Below are 16243 nucleotides of genomic sequence, written 5' to 3'. Positions count from 1 at the left end.
TAATCCAGATAATTCCCCTGCTAAAGGAATTGTTGTTTTTTTGACCTTTAAAAAAGAGATTATGAATGAAACCTTATCCTATCTTTATTTGAAGGAATGCAATTAAATTGTTTTTTCCACTCACCATCTCTAAATACTTCATACTGTTCAAAAGCGGAAGGCAGCCCGTTTGCAGTATTGATGTCACTGCTATCCATAAGCTGAAAATGTAAATGTGGAGCAAAGGAATTACCTGAATGGCCCACTCTTCCGACAAGCTCACCTTTTTTTATTCTCTGTCCAACTGAGACCTTAATAGAGCCTACTTGAAGATGGACTAACGCAGCATATACATTGTCACCACATTTCATAATGATGTAGTTGCCAGCAACTGATTGTACGTCGTCTTTTTTCGGATCGAAATAACGGGCATTTTTATAGGCATTAGACATATCAGAAAGTAAATTCGTTCGTGCTCGTTCTTCATAACCATCCTCTGCTTGAACAATAACCCCATCGCAAGGTGCATATACTTCCTGACCCCAACAATAATATTCATGTAGAGGCACTCCAAAAAGAAGGTATTGTGACAAACTGACGCGATAAGCAGGCCATCCCTTTCTTTCCCAATCCACTTGTATAAAGTCATAAGCATACCTTGATCCAAATTTGTTTGTACCATGACTCGGAATTCTCGATCCTGGAGTGTTCGGAGAAAGCCATTCTCCTCTCATAGGAAACTCTACAATTATCGGCTCACGTGTATCAATCATCATCACTTCCCCCGGCAAGACAAGGGGGACAGGTCCCTCTGTCTTATTCACTTACGAAACCAGATAAGACAAGGTACCTGTCCCTCTGTCTTACACCAATTGCTTCATCGTTTTTAGTAGCTCACGAACATCCTCAACATTTGTTTTCCCAGTCTCCTGATTAATAATGGATGAATACACATGAGGAATAACTTTCGGAACGTTAGCTTCTAAAGCAATACGTAAAATCATTTCAAAGTTCTCTTTGTCGATTCCACCCGTTGGCTCTAACGAAAATCCTTCTTCTCCACATGCCTTTGCAACTGCACGATACTCATCTTTACAGTTTAAACCTTTCATCGGGAAGAATTTCAGTGCATCACCACCCATATCACGAACTAGTGCAATGGCGGTTTTAATCGGTACTATCGCATGCTCACTTTGTGCAGCACTAATCGGTCCTGTTGAGATATTGACATATCCAACACGTCCTGTTGGGGATACTAAACTATTAATCCAACTTGTTTTTTCACCAACATTTGCTCGCGTTGCCCCAACTACCGGGAATACTTGATTAATATGACTTCCTTGGTAGTGTTTTGCAATCTCTGCTACTACAGCAGCTTGGCGGTTATCACCTGCACCTAAACCAATCGAAACCGCCTCGTCAATTTCTTCTCCATATTTTTTCATTGCAACTACGGCTTCTTCTACAGTTGAATAATTTTTTGAAAGAACCCCTACTAAAACATAGCCTTCTGCAGCTTCGAAAACCTCTTTGGCATTTTCTATACTATTTGCTAACACATTTAATGCAACACGACCTTTATAAAAACGCTTTGCAATGTTTGACATGTTATATTCTCCTATTAATCTTGTATTTTTGTTGCAAACATAAAGATGTCTTAGCTTGATGGGGATCGATATTAAAAGAGCCTTGTCTTGTCTTGCAGCATATTCACCGAGTATTTAAAGTAATCCAACAGTTTTTCTTAGTACGTCCGATTTAACATTATAATGTTAAGATAACACTGAGATTATCTCGAATCAATGATTAACGTGAATATTTTATTGAACTTTCAGAATATTTTAGTTACAGATAAAGTTCCTGCCCCCTGTACTGTATAAGTTTGCAGTACTGGTGACAGGAACCATAAATTCTAGCTGCTAAAATACTTCTTCGTATAATATGGTTTTGAATCATCATTGAACGCTACGCCAACACCTAAACGACGAAGGTCTTTGTTTAGGATATTTTCTCTGTGTCCTATGGAGTTCATTAGTCCTTCGTGCGCAAAAATGCTACTGATTTGACCGTATGCCAAGTTTTCAGCGGCCATCATAAACTGTATGTTGTCTTCTTTCATTCGTTCGAATGGCGATTGCCCTTGTAAATTGGTGTGACTGAAATATTCGTTTTCTGCCATATCTAGGCTATGCTTTCGGGCCGTGCCTCGCACATGCTCATCCCAAGTTAAAAGAGGCAAACCATGATTTCTCCTAGTAGCATTCGTCACATCAAACAACTGATATTCAAATCCCTCTTGCAGCTGTTGGCTCGGTTTCGTATATAAACCAGTTTTGTTACGCACCCATTCATCATCAATGACTTTCATTGCGGTAACCGTTTTGTTTTCATGCTGATCGTAAAAAATCGTGACATATTTGTTGTCGAGATGAAACACATCATACTCACCGTTAGTTGTGAGTTGATAGTTGAAAGTTCCATATCGAATCACAGATTCAGGAGTTCCAAGCTGTTCCTGAACGAACTGCATGGAACTACCTAAACTTATGTCTGTTGAAGAAGCAATCAAATCCTGATTCGTATACAGACCCCGAACGATATCATCCTCATCATACGCCACCATAATAAAATTCTGATAGTCATGATGATATGTGTTCCAGTTACCCCCATATTCATTTAACGTGCTTCTATTTGGACTTCTGCCGATAATCTCCTCTACTTCTGCTCTTGTATTTCCTATTTCCACATTATGAATGGAAAAAGGTTGTTCTCTTGGCTCCGCCAATTCAGGCGCTGCGATGTCTTCAAATACATCTCGTTCTTCTCGTGGGCCGTCTGTAGGGTCTAGTAACAAATCGATTTGCTGGGTTATGGAATCCATCAATGCCAGAAACGCTTCATCTTCTTTTATCTCATTCACCTTAGAAGAAAAAGATTCCATAATAGTTGTAGGATCAAGTTGTTGTACGTGCTCTTCCCATAACGGCTTTGACACATAGGCAAGAAAAACAATCATAATCAATAAAATAAACCGTCTCACAACAATTCTCCAATTCTATTTTTTATATTAGTTATTGCCGTAGACTTTACATTATAATCATATAACAGCTAAGACAAGGGGGGGCATAACTGCATTACTGTTTCCTTGAAGGAAATTCTTTCTTTAACTTCTCTACAACTATTCCCGATAGCCCAGTTATCTCAATAATTTCATCAATCGATTTCTCTTTTTCTAACATTCGTTTTGCAACTTCTAGCCTTTCTTGCTCCCTGCCTTGTTCTATGCCTTGTTCTAACCCTTGTTTTATACCTTTCCTTTCATAAGAAGTCATGATTTCCATTATCTTTTCACCCTCCTTTGGGTTCATAGCTTTCACCTCTTTTATTAATTGACTCTCCTCTTGAGCATTTAATTTTAGATATGATTCAAAAAATCCAGTAAGTAATGCTTCTCTAGCTGTATCTAATTCTAGCCTTATTAATATTCTAAAAAACTCTTTTTTAACCTCAACTCGCTCCTCTTTAGTATACCCCATTTTGCTTAAAAGTGCTGCTGCAACTGGGTTATCCTCGCGAATATAGCTTCTCCAATTTTGTTTTTTTAGCTCAACAATGAGGTAATTAAACTGAAGAATATCTGCAAATGGGAAATGAAGTGTCAAAGAATCTGGTTCATCTCGAGTAGTATCATAAGTGAAGATGGCAATAGGAAGAATTTTGCGTCGGTATTTCTGATAGATACGACTAAAGTATATAAACATGCGCTCATTAAACTTTTTCTGTGAAGATGATTGTGGTTCTAAATGAATAATGACTAAACCATCCTCTCCTTTTAATTTCGTTTCTACTAAAAGGTCTACAACATGCTTATCCCCTTCTGTGACATCAGTAAATAACTCTTGTGAAAGGAAACGAAGATTCTCAAAGTCTAAGTGTTCAAAAGCCTCAGGAAAAAATAACATGATAAACTCCTCAAAGAATGTAGAAATTAACTCTTTAAATAACCGATCATGATCAGTACTCATCCCGAGCATGCCCCTTTCAGAGAACATATGTTCCGTCTTTTATCTGCATTATATTACGATACATAGAGCTAAATCAAGAATGATTACTAATCCTTCTTAATTTTTATTGGAAAAATATTGTTCGATTCAATTTGTCCACTAAGGAAGCTCTTATACTCTATTGATCCGGCTCTAATTCAAAGAGAAGTTTGCGAGTGAAGTGATTTTACTTGAAGATTAATTTTGGTGATTGTCTAAGAAGATTTTTCTTTCAATTTGTAGCATGATTGAAAGAACGTGGTGGAATGCATCGTGCATCGTATCATGTTTTAAGAAGTTATCAAAGTGATACATCATACAAGAAGCCATTGCTTCTCTAGCTTGATAGTCAAAATGATAAAAATCAACAATAGGAAAGTAGTCTCCATTGCCTAAGGGAATCAACGTTCCGAAAACAATCTCCCCTTTTCTTGGTGGCGTAGCCTCAGGGTCAAGCATCAATACTTCTGTCGTCTCTCTCGTTAAAATATCTACTACAACAAAATAGCCATTGTGAAAAATATGACCTACAAAATAAAATTTTGGAACCGCTTTTTCCCATTCCCTTAACCATGGTAATAATATGGGCTTCTTTTTCATCAAATCATAGTTCTCTTCAATAAATTCTTCCACAACACTAATCGTGTCTATTAGGCTAGACTCATACAACAGACGGCACCAAAAAAGGTTTAAAAGCATAGAGCGATGTTTTTCCATTCTAATCTCATGTTCATCCATGTATTCCACCAAGACCGGAACAAATGTGGAAAAAAATTCTCCAAAGACATAGTTCCTAAATTTGTTTGTAACTTCATTAATCATCACTTTCTGAACTTCTTCTGAAACAGCATAGTCATGGCGAAAAACTTTTTCATTCTTTTCCGATTGGGTAAAATGCACTAAAGTTCCCTCTTCTCTCTTCATTTCATTAACCACCAGCCTCTCATTATTTATTCACATGGAGATTCGACAAATATCGTAATAATCTCCTCCCAAAAAATGAAGGATGTATGTCTTTTTCTTGAACGTTTCAGGGGGGCGGCAAATAGGGACGGTTCAAGACAGTGGGGTTCCACTGTCTTATTCACTCGCAAAACGTGATAAAACAAGGGAGTGACGTGGGGACGGTTCTAATGCTCCCTAATTGTAGTTATTACTAATAGGAAGCACGAGAACCGTCCGAGACTAGTGAAAAAGTACTTACCCTTTAAGTATAGATTAATAAATATAAGGTTAAATGAATATAGAAGTTGATGTGACCTGTGCAAACTCGCTTTCCGCGGGCGGCTGGTGAGCCTACTTGATACGTAGTCTCACCCCTGCCTTTTCTCCCGCAGGAACGAGCGATGCTTCTTCGCTAGTGCTTCGAGTTGTCTCGACGGATACGCTACGAAGCATAATTTAGTAGAGGAAACAGTTACCTCGCTTACTCCGGTCTCATCAACCTATTATATATTTAGATATATTGAATATTAATACAATAAAATATCATGATTTCTACTTTTTCAGTGGCCTCTTTTGAAAGCCCTATATTTTTATTTGTTCTTCTGAATCTATCAGATACTGATTTATCTAATGTGATATGATTTTTTTCCATTTCAAGATCTTCTGTTATAAATTTAGGATTATAAATAACCTTAAGTAACTCTTCAAAGATCTCCAAGAAATATTCAGGTAGCTCCTTTACATTATACGTAGTAAATTCTTTTGATGTAAAAGCTCTCATAAACCTACCTGTAATATCAACGAATTGGGTAATTGGTATTTATTATCACTCTTTATTCTTAAAGAAGTGTGAAATCCCATTAGATAACTCACCTTCCATTACTGAATCAACTTTGACTACTATACATACTGACATTGCTTTATAATATTTTTGTTGAAATAATATACCTGACTTTTTAATAATTTCTGTTTATCCCACTTTCTAGTGTTCCCTCCTATTAATAATTATTTCAAATGCTTTATCCGGATTATCAGTTCTAGCATTTTTAAGAAAATCATCATAAGAACCTTCAAATACTATTTTACCTTCAGACATTACATAAAGTTGGCACTTTATGAATTTAAATTCATGAAGTGTATGGGTTGTTAATACAATTAGTTTATCATCGATAGAACTCAGCTTATCAATTCGCCTTAATATATTTACTCTCGCCTCTGGGTCAACACCCGACGTTGGCTCATCAAAAATATATAATGCTCTATCGAGAAGACATATCGAAATTGTTGTAAGCCATCTACGTTCTCCTACTGACATCGCTCCAAAAGGAAGGTGCCAAAGCTTTTTCAGCATATACCTTTCCCTATCATTAATACATTCTTCTAACAAAGTATTATATAAATCGTTATTTGATTTTTTTTTATGATCTGTATTAATGTAAATTCTTACATAGTCTTTTCCCTTTAATGATAATGGAAAGAGAACCCCTTGTAATTGGTAAACTATATCTTTTTGTGGCGGAGCATTATACACTTCACTAGGTCTATTAATTGCACCTGACAAAATATCCAAAAGAGTAGTCTTCCCTGAACCATTATGACCAATTATTACATTTACTTTTCCACTTGAGAACTTTAATGACATATCATCAAGTATTTTCTCACTTGTGTTTTTATACATAAAATTCAAGTTTTTTATCTCAATCATATTTACTCTCCTAAAATGTTTATTAGACTTTTAGATCTCAATTTAATTAATACAATTAATTTCTTTTCACAACAGATATTATCTTAAAATACCTCAACATAAGTAAGCCTATCAATGTATATGTTATAGTATTAATTATAAAAAAATTATTAGCATTTTTATTACCCACAGATGTAATACCAATATTGTTTGCTATGAAAATTGTAATATTATGAATAAATTTTACTGGGTTAAATGATATAAAAAAGTCTAATATTAAGTAATCTGTATAATTAACAGAAAATGCTATAATAATCAAAGGGAAAACAGCTATATTCATTATTGGAATGATGGACTCATTTTTAATGGGTAAAGTAGTAATCCATAAATTAAAAAGGCTTATCGGAATAAAGGTAATTGTTACTACTAATAAGCCTAGTTGCAGAAGCGAATATAAGTTTTCACCTGATAAAAAAAAGAATACTAATGATACTATGATAATATTTATATATAAAAAACATAATTGAGCTAAAATTTGTCCAAAGACAATAGGTATCTTGGAGCCAGTAATAAAAAAGAACATTTTCAGAAATCCGGTTTCCCTCAATGAAATTAAACTTAAACTAGCATTTATTGAAACAACAAATATAATATAGCTAAAAAACATTGCTATAGTTTCTATAAAAGAATTATCATCAAATCCATTACTTAATGTAATTCTACTAAACAATAAAATATATATTATCGGAAATATGAGAGTCCATAGAAATGCGACTTTATTAGTTACTACAATCTTTATGAAGAGTAAATAGAACTCAAATAATCTTCTCATGACTTCTCCTCTATTAAAAGTTTATCCAAATGGTATTATTTCTCCTTCATTAGGAAAATTAGTTACCCCCATTACTTAGCGAATCTTATATTCGCGCGGATTATATTCTGTGGTCAACATATGTGGTATTCCTTGAGGTGATATGACCTTAACAATCTTGGATTTAATTGATTGTTTCAATGGGTTGATTAACCATCCATAAATGTCCATTTCCAGACCATTGCAATTTGTCTTAATCTCTCGGTAAAATTATTTGATGGATCAACGAAATAACCTTCAGAAGGTAATTTATAATTGTTTGTCAAATATTCAAACTTTCTCTTAGGAATCTTAGGGCTTAACACATCTTTAAAATAATTCCCATAAATATGTGCATCTATTATTGGACTACCAGAGTTCCTCTCATCACTTTCAATTTCTTGGATTCTATTTAATAATTAATTATACTCATTTTCATCTAATGTACTGAAAGGAATTCATCCATCAAAATATTGTAAAAGTTCTTTAAGGGAACCAAATTTGCTTCCCACCTTTTCAAGCGGTTTGCCAAAATATATCATTTATTAAAAATCAAAGACTAAACTCACTATTGGCTAATAGGGACGGTTCTACTCTGCAGAAAAAAGTCCCGAACCTCTAGTATGCAATTTTATAATTTGGCAAGTAAGAACCGTCCGAGACCGCTGAAAAAGTGTAGAAATTTATATATTGTTGCATGATTATTCAGAGTACCTAATTAGAGAAAGAGTTGATGAGACTGGAGCAAACGAGACTCCTGCGGGAGTATAGGCAGAGGTAAGACCCCGAAGATGCGCAGCATAGAGGAGGCTTACCAGCCGCCCGCGGAAAGCGAGTTTGCATAGGTCTCTTCAACCCCTATATTCTATAAACCTTATATTTATTAGGAGGCTCTCTAATTGCAAGTACTTTTTCACTGGTTCCGAACCGTCCCCATTTGCCTCTCTGTCTTAATCAAGTGCACGATAATCTTTCTGATACTTCCCTCCGTCTGCCACTTCCGCATGGTACAAGGCTTTCACGGCATAAATCTTCTCCAAGTCATGCTCCGCCATTAGCGCCTTCAACTTTTGTTGCAGTTCTTTATTGTTTTGAATCAGTTTGTTCATTTGCGGTTGTGAATACCTCATTGGTTGGCAACTCCTTTTTATTGAACGCCTCTACATATACAGCTATTTAATAGCTAAGCTAACCTTCAGTTTCTTTCCTTTGATCGTTGTATGTTCCATTGCTTCTAACACTAACGAACCTTTTCCATTATGAATATCAACGTAAGTTAACGTATCTTGGATCGTGATGATCCCAATGTCCTCTGCGGTCACTCCAGGAATATTAGCAATCGTTCCTACAAAGTCTACTGGTCGAAGCTTCTTCTTTTTTCCACCATTAAAATGAAGCTTCATAATATCCTTACTTACCCGTGCTGTCTTATTATTTCGAACAACTCGACGGCCACTTAGTTTTTCCTCAAAAGCAGATTTCCCTCCAGAAACATCCTTTTCACTAGGTGCCTCCATGACTGGTATGGAAAAACCAATGTACTTCTCGATCGCTTTAAGGTACTTCCCATCATTTGGCGTAACAAACGTAATCGCTCTTCCTTTATTACCAGAACGGCCTGTTCTCCCTGTTCGGTGAACATACCCTTCTTTTTCCATGGGAACGTCATAGTTGATCACTAACGTGACATTGTCCACATCAATTCCTCTAGCTGCTACATCCGTCGCCACAAGATAACGGAAATTCCCCCTCTTAAACCCATCCATGACGGAAAAACGGTCTTCTTGTTCTAATCCACCATGAAGTTTTTCACAAGAGTAATTAGCGCGTTCCAGTTCGGAAAACACCGTATCTACATGCTCCTTCGTATTGCAAAAAATAATACAACTGTCTGGATTCTCTACTACAGTTATATCTTTAAGGAGCGCTAACTTCCCTTTTGGGTTAACCTCCATTAAGTGATGTTCAATAGAAGCAGTAGTAATCCCTGAAGACGCTATCTCAATATGCTGAGGATTTTCCATATATTTATGACAAAGGTCCTCCACATCTTTCGGCAACGTTGCAGAAAACACCATCGTCACTCTGTCAGCTGGGAGTGCTTTCATAATCTCTTCTACATCGTTGATAAAACCCATATTTAACATCTCATCTGCTTCATCAAGAATGAGATACTTTATTTCATCCAACGCTAAGGTTTCTCTTTCTATATGGTCCAGCATCCGTCCAGGTGTTCCAACAACAACATGATTTCTCTGTTTCAATTCCTCTTTTTGCTTCGCAAAAGGCTCTTTTCCATACACAGCCAAGGCCTTGATCAACTTAAATCTACCGATATTGGCGATATCCTCTCGAACTTGAACGGCAAGTTCTCTTGTTGGTGTGAGAATTAACGCTTGAGGTTTTCTTTCCTCCCAATTCATCATTTCACAGATAGGGATTCCAAAGGCAGCCGTCTTTCCGCTTCCGGTTTGAGATTTGACTACGAGATCTTCCTTGTTCATCGCTAGAGGAATTACTTCCCGTTGAACCTCTGTTGGCTTTTCATATTTCATTAATGTAATTGCTCGATGTATTTCCTCACTTAACTGATATTCATCAAAACTACGTATACTCATACCCTAACCCCATTTTTTATGATTTTGTTACTTGTTCCGCTTAAGAATCTCTGTTATTGCAGGCGTAAATTATGCAATCGACTTGGGCCTCTCGTAAGTAACATTACATTATCTCGTCCGTAATTCAGACCACAACTGCTCCAGCCACTTATCAAAATCCGCACCTTTCTCTCCTTCATATGTATCATACAAATCAATTCTCATCTTTTTTAGTTTTTCTTTGAAATCTTCGTAAGAGTGATCCTTAGGCAGGCTCTTTTTTATGCGAACAAGAATTTTCTTCGTATCTTTAACCGCATGGCCTTCCTTCCGTTCCGGCATCGTCACCTGCTCGCCTAGTGACTGAAGCTGACGATAAGCAGCTTCTTGAACTTTATAGACAGAATCACCTGTCATGCTATGCTTTAACAATTCAATCGTCTCTCTCGTTTTCCACTTCCCTAACTCATCCACCGCATCCATTCGTTCACGCCAATTAGCTGTTCTATTAATAGACTTCTTTAACTCCTCAAAATTCTCAGGTAAATCTGTTCTTTCTACATTATTACTCATTGTATTCGACTCCTCTTTTCGCTGTATAAACTCGACAAGACACTAAGAGTTAGTTTACCATAAATTACAATTCAACATACACGAGACAGGAGGGACAGGTTCCACTGTCTTATTCATTAAGCAAAATCTGATAAGACAAGGTACCTAGTATGGAAAATAGATCGAGATAATTAAAAAAGACCACCGTTTTCATTGTAAAATAGAAGGACCTTCCACAGTACTTCCAATTACAAACCCTTCCAAAGGAGATGAGAACGATGGCTTATAATTTATTGAATCATATTCAAGGGAAAAACGGAAGTCGCTGGGCACAATTTATTAAGGAAACTGGATCTGAGAATCTATTATTAGTGGCAATTGATGCAGCGAAGTATACCCATAAAGCAATATTAACTACGTTTTATGGGGACATTTTAATAAAACCATTTGAGTTTGATGCGTCGCAAACGGGACTAGAATTGGTGAACAGTCAAATTCATTCGGTGAAAGAGGAGTTTGGTCTCACGGAGGTTGTAGTAGGCATTGAAACGACCGGCCATTATTATGAGGATCTTGTGAGGAAGTGTATGCAAGCAGGACATCGTGTACGCGTCGTAAATGCAGCCACAACGGATCAGGAAAGAAAAGCTCTTATGAATTGGTCAAAAACAGATAACATTGATCTAATGGCTATCATACAATCGCTGATAAATGGTAGAGGAACATCAAGTGAACTGTCGTCTGGAAGTATAGGGGCCTTACAGAAACTAACAAGGGCTCGCCGTGAATTAGTGGATGAACGCACCTCTACACAAAATCTAATAAGAATGCATATGGATCATGTGTTTCGAGAGTTTCAAGGAAAAAGTGTTTGGGAGAATGGGAAAAGAAAACATGTTCAGCCTTTTTCCAAGTTATTCGGTAAAGCCCCATGTTTTATTATGAAACACTATCCTCATCCTAGTGATATTTTGGGTCTTGGAGAAGAAGGGCTACGAAAGCTGTCGATTCAAGAAAACTTGAAGCTACGAGATAGTACGATTAAATGCTTAATAGATTTTGCAGAAGATTCAATTTCACAGCCTAAGCGAGAAGTAAAGGCGGATATCTACCTTTTAGCTCAAAAGCTGGATCGAATGGAATTGATAGATGAACAAATTAAAGAATTAGAAAAGAAAATTGAAGACCTCTTCCTTGAAACACCTGGTGCCATTATTTTAGCTGTACCTGGCATTGGCTTGGTTACAGGGGCAGAATTCTTTGCTGAGATGGGAGATTTATCTGATTTTGACCATGCAGGTCAATTAATAAAACTGGCCGGTACTAATCCTATAGTCAAGCAATCTGGAGGCCATCGGCCTTCCTATTACGGTATTTCCAAGCAAGGAAGGCGTACATTTAGAAACATTGTCTATCAAGTAGGCAAATCGTTATCTGTTAATAACCCAGAAATGAGAGAACGTTACTTAGCGTTAAAAGATAAAGGGAAACACACCAGACAAGCTTATGTGGCAATAGGTAATCGAATGATTCGTTTAGCCTTTTCTATGATCCGTCATCAATCCTTGTATCGTACCAACCATGAAAACTATGCTTTAGTGAATGTGTTGAGTAATAAGCTGCGAAGCACTAATGTAAAAAGATTCTATGAGAAATTTGTTCCCATTAACTCTAGTAAGTCTGCTTAAAGATGTTTAGTAATAATGAATAGTAGATTATTCAATGCAGTATACATTTGATATTTTATGAACTTGAAAATGAAACTCCCCTAGGACGTTAGATCACATTGTTTTCGGTACCTGAGGCTTTAGACCTCGTGGGACAGCGTTATGGATCTTGTCCTATAAGTACGGATAATACGTGAAATCGAAAATTGAATTTGCTAGGTGGTACCAATGTAGGATGAAAAAGCAAGGTCCTTTCACGTTCTAGAGGAGTTTTATTATATAGTCTGTGGTAGTTGAATTCTATTTCCAATAAATGGGTTGCGTAGGGTTTTACTTAAGGTTGGTCTTTTTTATGAAATATAGCTTCTTGACTTATTTACCATTATACGCTGTCCCTCTGTCTCATTGGTTCCTAAGTAAACTATTGGCAATAAAATAGGTCTCTCTTACATGAATCAATAGTTCTATGAAATGAGATTGCTATTTGCTTAGTTTTAGATAATACTATCTTTAATAGTCTAATAAATTTCATTAATATTGGAGGTGGATATTGATAGATGCAAGCAAAAAAAGCAATCATTATGTTTCTTTCCTTTGTTTTATTTTTCCATCTTATAACGCCTTTTTCTGTGGTTGTAGCAACACAAGGAAGTCTACTAGAATTGGAAGAAGACCTAATAACTTCAACTAGTGAAAATAATAGGTTAATCGAATCTGATAGTATTAATAATATTTTTTCTTCAAAAGAAATTGGTATTAAGGAAAATAAAGAAATAGAAAGCACCAAAAATAATAATGATGATGTTAAAGAAGATAGTGAACTTGAAGTCAGAAATCATCAAGATCAAGTTTCATATGAAAGTCCTGATTCTGACGAAGATAAAGTTATCGTTTTATTTAAAAATCAGGCAAACAAAGATCTCATAACAAATGCAAAGGGGACAATTCATCACGAATTTAAAAATATCCCTGCGTTGGCAATTTCGATTCCCCATCAAGCAATTGAAGGTTTAAAGAATAATCCAAATGTTATATCGGTAGAAGAGAATAAGTCCCATGTATTTCAACGTCAGACTGTTGACTGGGGGATTGAGCGAGTTCAAGCACCACTAGCATGGGAAAATGGATTTACTGGTAAGGGTGTAAAAGTTGCAATCATTGATACTGGCATTGATACTACTCACTCTGACCTTGATATAGCAGGTTGTTTTAGTGCGACAAATGCGCCAACTTGTGAAGATAGTGATGGACATGGAACACATGTTGCAGGGATCATTGGTGCAAGAGACAATGATGTTGGTGTGGTTGGTATAGCCCCTGAGGCTTCAATTTATGCAGCTCGAGTCAGTAACTTAGAAGGAGAAATTTGGTCAGCTGATATTATCGCAGCAGTTGACTGGGCAATATCAGAAGGTGTAGATATTATAAATATGAGCTTAGGGTCAAGCGAGTATTCCTCCATTTTAGATCATGCACTAACAAAAGCAAACAACGAAGGAATTCTTCTAGTTGCTGCTGCAGGAAATGATAATAAAAGCCCAGTAAATTATCCAGCTGCCTTACCACATGTTATTGCTGTTTCTGCAACTGATAAGAACGACAAGCTAGCAAGCTTCTCTAATATTGGTAATGAAATCGAAGTCAGTGCACCTGGAACATCCATTCCTTCAACTTTTATTAATAATTCATATGCCACAATGAGTGGTACTAGTATGGCTGCTCCGCATGTATCTGGTGTCCTTGCTTTAATGATAGAAGCAAACCCAGATTTAGATCATGTTGAATTAAGAAAATTAATGCATGCCAATTCTATGGATATTGGTCCTGAAGGTAAAGATCATTACTTTGGGTATGGTTTAGTTCAATTTACGATCGAGGACGAGGAAACTACAGATGTTCTTCCAGCAGAGCCTACAAACTTACAAGTAAGTAAAGTCGGTAGTAAGAATATTAATCTATCATGGGATACTGTCAATAATGCAGACACTTATCTTGTTAGTGTAACTGACTTTGCTGAATTTGAGGTAGATGTCCCTGAAATTCAACTAGACTTTTTATTACCCAATACTACTTATGAAATAAAAGTTGCTGCAATAAACAGTTATGGTAGTAGTAAAAAGGCAAGTATTGAAGTAATGACACTTATTGCTTCAACAGAAGTGCATAGTAAAAATATTACGTCAAATTCAATTGAATTATACTGGTCTAAAAACAGCGATGCCACTTACTATGAATTGTATCGTGACAATGTACTCATCTATATGGGAACGGAAACCCAATTTAAGGATATAGATTTAAAACCAGATACCAATTACCATTACTATTTAATTGCAAAAAATACAGTAAACAAGAGTGAACCTTCCACTCAAATTACTGTAAAAACATCAAATAAGACGTCTTTAGATACGGAAGAATTAATACAGTTCCAGGAAGATTTAATGAGATTAGGTTTCCTAAATAATAGCGATGTGAATGGAGAGTTTAACATTGAAACTGAAGTTGCTATTAGAGATTTTCAAGAGTATTACGGGTTAGTCGCAACAGGGATGATAACTACGGACACCAAAGTTAAAATCCAAGAGATTCTATCTAGTCCTTTAAGAAATGGTCAACATCATGATAGTGCCATACAGTTAAAAATTAATTTATCATTCTTGGATTTTCATGTGTCAAACAACCCAACTACTTACTACGGACCCACAACAGAAAGAAAAGTTAGAGAGTTTCAAGAAAAATATGGATTGAGAGTAAATGGAATAGCTGATGAAATAACTTTGAAGAAAATAGAAAGTCTCATAAATAGTCCAATGGCATTAGGAACATATCGAAAAGATGTCATAACGTTAAAGAATAATTTAGCAATATTAGGTTTTCATATATCTAATAATCCGACGACATATTATGGTCCAACAACCGAGAGGGTAGTCAGAGAATTTCAAGACTATTATGGTTTAGAAGTAACAGGGATAGCGAGTCAAGAAACTCTAGAAAAAATTGAGGAAATTCTGTCTAGTCCTTTAAGAAATGGTCAACATGATGAGGGTGCTATACAATTAAAAATTAATTTATCGTTGTTAGGTTTTCACATATCCAATAACCCAACAACGCATTACGGCCCAACAACAGAAAGGAAGGTCAGAGAATTTCAGCAAGTAAATGGATTAAAGGTTAATGGAATAGCAGACAAAGTAACATTGAAAACAATTCAGGAACTCTTATCGACCACAATGGCACTTGGTACCCATTCTCAGGAAGTCGTAACACTAAAGAATAATTTAGCTACATTAGGTTTTCATATATCCAATAACCCGACGACGTATTATGGCCCAATAACAGAGCAAGTTGTAAGAGAATTTCAACGTTACTATGGTTTAAAAATGACAGGTGTAGCAAGTCAAGAAACGTTGAATAAAATTGAAAGTGTCCTGTCTAGCCCATTAAGAAATGGTCAACATCATGAAAGTGCTATACAATTAAAGATAAACTTATCGTTGTTAGGTTTTCACGTATCAAATAACCCAACAACATATTATGGCCCTATGACAGAAAGAAGAGTTAGAGAATTTCAAAGTGCTCACGGCTTAATAGTAAATGGAATAGCTGATGAAATAACTTTAGCTAAAATTGCCGAATTGTTATAAACACAACACTTAAAATTGGGAATACCATTTTTCTAAATGAAATGGGGTATTCCCATTGTTTTGTTTTTTGACGTGTTGAATCAATAAATCTTCTAAGACAAGGGGAAAAGTTCCACTGTCTTAGTCACTTGCAAACCCATGAGATAAGGTCTCTTTGTCTTATGCCCCTTTGTCTTATAATCCACTGTTCAATGACAACACAATCTTCTTCATTCCAGCCCATAGGGCAAATTATTGTTAAAATCGTAGGATCAGTACATAGATTTCGTCTTGCCTAGCAGTCTC

Annotated in this window: 13 protein-coding genes; 2 read left to right on the top strand and 11 right to left on the bottom strand. The window is 36.1% G+C overall.

What is annotated here, in order from left to right:
- Positions 1-59 precede the first annotated feature (59 nt).
- From BCELL_RS05955 to BCELL_RS05905, 11 genes are all read right to left on the bottom strand, one after another.
- Complete coding sequence (locus BCELL_RS05955) at positions 60-755, bottom strand: M23 family metallopeptidase (protein ID WP_013487774.1); 696 nt, start codon at positions 753-755, stop codon at positions 60-62.
- Positions 756-842: 87 nt separating this feature from the next.
- The gene (gene dagF, locus BCELL_RS05950; RefSeq protein WP_013487773.1) at positions 843-1586 is read right to left on the bottom strand and encodes a 2-dehydro-3-deoxy-phosphogluconate aldolase; all 744 of its coding nucleotides are present in this window, start codon (positions 1584-1586) and stop codon (positions 843-845) included.
- A gap of 305 nt (positions 1587-1891) precedes the next feature.
- A complete protein-coding gene (locus BCELL_RS05945) occupies positions 1892-3019 on the bottom strand; it encodes a CAP domain-containing protein (protein ID WP_013487772.1) in 1128 nt (375 codons plus the stop codon).
- A gap of 94 nt (positions 3020-3113) precedes the next feature.
- Positions 3114-4013, bottom strand: a complete 900-nt coding sequence (locus BCELL_RS05940) for an Rpn family recombination-promoting nuclease/putative transposase (RefSeq protein ID WP_041808145.1) — start codon at positions 4011-4013, stop codon at positions 3114-3116.
- Positions 4014-4220: 207 nt separating this feature from the next.
- On the bottom strand, positions 4221-4946 hold the full coding sequence (locus tag BCELL_RS05935) for a hypothetical protein (RefSeq protein WP_013487770.1): 726 nt from the start codon (positions 4944-4946) through the stop codon (positions 4221-4223).
- Positions 4947-5478: 532 nt separating this feature from the next.
- Positions 5479-5763 carry an insulinase family protein gene (locus BCELL_RS05930; RefSeq protein ID WP_280967006.1) on the bottom strand — a complete coding sequence of 95 codons (285 nt, stop codon included), beginning with the start codon at positions 5761-5763 and terminating at the stop codon, positions 5479-5481.
- Between the two features lie 186 nt (positions 5764-5949).
- Positions 5950-6672, bottom strand: coding sequence for an AAA family ATPase (locus BCELL_RS05925; protein WP_013487769.1), 723 nt, complete (start codon positions 6670-6672; stop codon positions 5950-5952).
- A gap of 55 nt (positions 6673-6727) precedes the next feature.
- The gene (locus BCELL_RS05920; protein WP_013487768.1) at positions 6728-7483 is read right to left on the bottom strand and encodes a hypothetical protein; all 756 of its coding nucleotides are present in this window, start codon (positions 7481-7483) and stop codon (positions 6728-6730) included.
- Positions 7484-8451: 968 nt separating this feature from the next.
- A complete protein-coding gene (locus tag BCELL_RS05915) occupies positions 8452-8631 on the bottom strand; it encodes a hypothetical protein (protein WP_013487767.1) in 180 nt (59 codons plus the stop codon).
- Positions 8632-8673: 42 nt separating this feature from the next.
- Positions 8674-10119 (bottom strand): DEAD/DEAH box helicase, encoded by a 1446-nt coding sequence (locus BCELL_RS05910; protein WP_013487766.1) that lies wholly within the window; start codon positions 10117-10119, stop codon positions 8674-8676.
- 108 nt (positions 10120-10227) lie between these two features.
- Positions 10228-10671 carry a HEAT repeat domain-containing protein gene (locus tag BCELL_RS05905; protein WP_013487765.1) on the bottom strand — a complete coding sequence of 148 codons (444 nt, stop codon included), beginning with the start codon at positions 10669-10671 and terminating at the stop codon, positions 10228-10230.
- Positions 10672-10928: 257 nt separating this feature from the next.
- Between BCELL_RS05905 and BCELL_RS05900 the strand changes: the two genes are divergently transcribed.
- Positions 10929-12338 carry an IS110 family RNA-guided transposase gene (locus BCELL_RS05900; RefSeq protein WP_013487764.1) on the top strand — a complete coding sequence of 470 codons (1410 nt, stop codon included), beginning with the start codon at positions 10929-10931 and terminating at the stop codon, positions 12336-12338.
- 536 nt (positions 12339-12874) lie between these two features.
- Positions 12875-15958 carry a peptidoglycan-binding protein gene (locus BCELL_RS21530; RefSeq protein ID WP_013487763.1) on the top strand — a complete coding sequence of 1028 codons (3084 nt, stop codon included), beginning with the start codon at positions 12875-12877 and terminating at the stop codon, positions 15956-15958.
- Positions 15959-16243: the final 285 nt, after the last annotated feature.

Origin of the sequence: Evansella cellulosilytica DSM 2522 (assembly GCF_000177235.2) — a bacterium.
Classification (GTDB): Bacteria; Bacillota; Bacilli; order Bacillales; family Salisediminibacteriaceae; genus Evansella; species Evansella cellulosilytica.
This window is presented reverse-complemented; position numbering and strand designations above follow the sequence as displayed.

Bases quoted from the DNA above. Each gene is read 5' to 3' on its own strand.
- dagF (WP_013487773.1), bottom strand. From the start codon at position 1,586: ATGTCAAACATTGCAAAGCGTTTTTATAAAGGTCGTGTTGCATTAAAT.
- BCELL_RS05940 (WP_041808145.1), bottom strand. From the start codon at position 4,013: ATGCTCGGGATGAGTACTGATCATGATCGGTTATTTAAAGAGTTAATT.
- BCELL_RS05955 (WP_013487774.1), bottom strand. From the start codon at position 755: ATGATGATTGATACACGTGAGCCGATAATTGTAGAGTTTCCTATGAGA.
- BCELL_RS05910 (WP_013487766.1), bottom strand. From the start codon at position 10,119: ATGAGTATACGTAGTTTTGATGAATATCAGTTAAGTGAGGAAATACAT.
- BCELL_RS05900 (WP_013487764.1), top strand. From the start codon at position 10,929: ATGGCTTATAATTTATTGAATCATATTCAAGGGAAAAACGGAAGTCGC.
- BCELL_RS05920 (WP_013487768.1), bottom strand. From the start codon at position 7,483: ATGAGAAGATTATTTGAGTTCTATTTACTCTTCATAAAGATTGTAGTA.
- BCELL_RS05915 (WP_013487767.1), bottom strand. From the start codon at position 8,631: ATGAGGTATTCACAACCGCAAATGAACAAACTGATTCAAAACAATAAA.
- BCELL_RS05905 (WP_013487765.1), bottom strand. From the start codon at position 10,671: ATGAGTAATAATGTAGAAAGAACAGATTTACCTGAGAATTTTGAGGAG.
- BCELL_RS21530 (WP_013487763.1), top strand. From the start codon at position 12,875: ATGCAAGCAAAAAAAGCAATCATTATGTTTCTTTCCTTTGTTTTATTT.
- BCELL_RS05925 (WP_013487769.1), bottom strand. From the start codon at position 6,672: ATGATTGAGATAAAAAACTTGAATTTTATGTATAAAAACACAAGTGAG.
- BCELL_RS05935 (WP_013487770.1), bottom strand. From the start codon at position 4,946: ATGAAGAGAGAAGAGGGAACTTTAGTGCATTTTACCCAATCGGAAAAG.